Source organism: Burkholderia sp. MSMB2157WGS, from assembly GCF_001532755.1.
Taxonomy (GTDB): Bacteria; Pseudomonadota; Gammaproteobacteria; order Burkholderiales; family Burkholderiaceae; genus Burkholderia.
In genome coordinates this window covers 1-2877 of sequence record NZ_LPJG01000033.1, presented here as the reverse complement: position 1 = coordinate 2877, position 2877 = coordinate 1, and the positions used below count along the sequence as shown (strand labels likewise).

Sequence of the window (2877 nt, the reverse complement as noted above, 5' to 3'; positions counted from 1 at the left end):
ACGCGAGAACTCAACCTGTAACGACTGTAGCGTCGAAAGATGAGACAGACTCGTTATAGGGTCAAGCGAACAAGTGCATGTGGTGGATGCCTTGGCGATCACAGGCGATGAAGGACGCGGTAGCCTGCGAAAAGCCCCGGGGAGCTGGCAAACAAGCTTTGATCCGGGGATGTCCGAATGGGGAAACCCACTCCGTATGGAGTATCCATGGCTGAATACATAGGCCATGTGAAGCGAACGCGGTGAACTGAAACATCTAAGTAACCGCAGGAAAAGAAATCAACCGAGATTCCCAAAGTAGTGGCGAGCGAAATGGGATGAGCCTTGCACTCTTTATTTGTATTGTTAGCCGAACGCTCTGGAAAGTGCGGCCATAGCAGGTGATAGCCCTGTAGGCGAAAACAGTATGAAAGAACTAGGTGTGCGACAAGTAGGGCGGGACACGTGAAATCCTGTCTGAAGATGGGGGGACCATCCTCCAAGGCTAAATACTCGTGATCGACCGATAGTGAACCAGTACCGTGAGGGAAAGGCGAAAAGAACCCCGGGAGGGGAGTGAAATAGATCCTGAAACCGCATGCATACAAACAGTCGGAGCCTCGCAAGGGGTGACGGCGTACCTTTTGTATAATGGGTCAGCGACTTACGTTCAGTAGCAAGCTTAACCGTATAGGGCAGGCGTAGCGAAAGCGAGTCCGAATAGGGCGTTCAGTTGCTGGGCGTAGACCCGAAACCAGGTGATCTATCCATGGCCAGGATGAAGGTGCGGTAACACGTACTGGAGGTCCGAACCCACTAACGTTGAAAAGTTAGGGGATGAGCTGTGGATAGGGGTGAAAGGCTAAACAAACCTGGAAATAGCTGGTTCTCTCCGAAAACTATTTAGGTAGTGCCTCGTGTCTCACCTTCGGGGGTAGAGCACTGTCATGGTTGGGGGGTCTATTGCAGATTACCCCGCCATAGCAAACTCCGAATACCGAAGAGTGCAATCACGGGAGACAGACATCGGGTGCTAACGTCCGGTGTCAAGAGGGAAACAACCCAGACCGCCAGCTAAGGTCCCCAAATATAGCTAAGTGGGAAACGAAGTGGGAAGGCTAAAACAGTCAGGAGGTTGGCTTAGAAGCAGCCACCCTTTAAAGAAAGCGTAATAGCTCACTGATCGAGTCGTCCTGCGCGGAAGATGTAACGGGGCTAAGCTATATACCGAAGCTGCGGATGCGAGCTTGCTCGCATGGTAGGAGAGCGTTCCGTAAGCCTGCGAAGGTGCGTTGAAAAGCGTGCTGGAGGTATCGGAAGTGCGAATGCTGACATGAGTAGCGATAAAGGGGGTGAAAGGCCCCCTCGCCGTAAGCCCAAGGTTTCCTACGCAACGTTCATCGGCGTAGGGTGAGTCGGCCCCTAAGGCGAGGCAGAAATGCGTAGCTGATGGGAAGCAGGTCAATATTCCTGCACCATTGTTAGATGCGATGGGGGGACGGATCGCGGAAGGTTGTCCGGGTGTTGGAAGTCCCGGTCGCTGCATTGGAGAAGGCGCTTAGGCAAATCCGGGCGCGGGATTCAAGGGTGTGGCGCGAGCTCCTTCGGGAGCGAAGCAATTGGAAGTGGTTCCAAGAAAAGCCTCTAAGCTTCAGTCTAACGATGACCGTACCGCAAACCGACACAGGTGGGCGAGATGAGTATTCTAAGGCGCTTGAGAGAACTCGGGAGAAGGAACTCGGCAAATTGGTACCGTAACTTCGGGATAAGGTACGCCCTTGTAGCTTGACTGGCCTGCGCCAGGAGGGTGAAGGGGTTGCAATAAACTGGTGGCTGCGACTGTTTAATAAAAACACAGCACTCTGCAAACACGAAAGTGGACGTATAGGGTGTGACGCCTGCCCGGTGCCGGAAGATTAAATGATGGGGTGCAAGCTCTTGATTGAAGTCCCGGTAAACGGCGGCCGTAACTATAACGGTCCTAAGGTAGCGAAATTCCTTGTCGGGTAAGTTCCGACCTGCACGAATGGCGTAACGATGGCCACACTGTCTCCTCCCGAGACTCAGCGAAGTTGAAGTGTTTGTGATGATGCAATCTACCCGCGGCTAGACGGAAAGACCCCATGAACCTTTACTGTAGCTTTGCATTGGACTTTGAACCGATCTGTGTAGGATAGGTGGGAGGCTATGAAACCGGAACGCTAGTTTCGGTGGAGCCGTCCTTGAAATACCACCCTGGTTTGTTTGAGGTTCTAACCTTGGCCCGTGATCCGGGTCGGGGACAGTGCATGGTAGGCAGTTTGACTGGGGCGGTCTCCTCCCAAAGCGTAACGGAGGAGTACGAAGGTACGCTAGGTACGGTCGGAAATCGTGCTGATAGTGCAATGGCATAAGCGTGCTTAACTGCGAGACCGACAAGTCGAGCAGGTGCGAAAGCAGGTCATAGTGATCCGGTGGTTCTGTATGGAAGGGCCATCGCTCAACGGATAAAAGGTACTCTGGGGATAACAGGCTGATACCGCCCAAGAGTTCATATCGACGGCGGTGTTTGGCACCTCGATGTCGGCTCATCTCATCCTGGGGCTGTAGCCGGTCCCAAGGGTATGGCTGTTCGCCATTTAAAGAGGTACGTGAGCTGGGTTTAAAACGTCGTGAGACAGTTTGGTCCCTATCTGCCGTGGGCGTTGGATATTTGAAGGGGGCTGCTCCTAGTACGAGAGGACCGGAGTGGACGAACCTCTGGTGTACCGGTTGTCACGCCAGTGGCATCGCCGGGTAGCTATGTTCGGAAGAGATAACCGCTGAAAGCATCTAAGCGGGAAACTCGCCTTAAGATGAGATATCCCTGGGGACTAGATCCCCTTGAAGGGTCGTTCGAGACCAGGACGTTGATAGGTC

At 53.3% G+C, this 2877-nt stretch carries 1 rRNA gene; it reads left to right on the top strand.

Going from position 1 to position 2877, the window contains the following annotated elements:
• Positions 1–59 precede the first annotated feature (59 nt).
• Positions 60–2877, top strand: a 23S ribosomal RNA gene (locus WT53_RS25270); the annotation flags it as partial.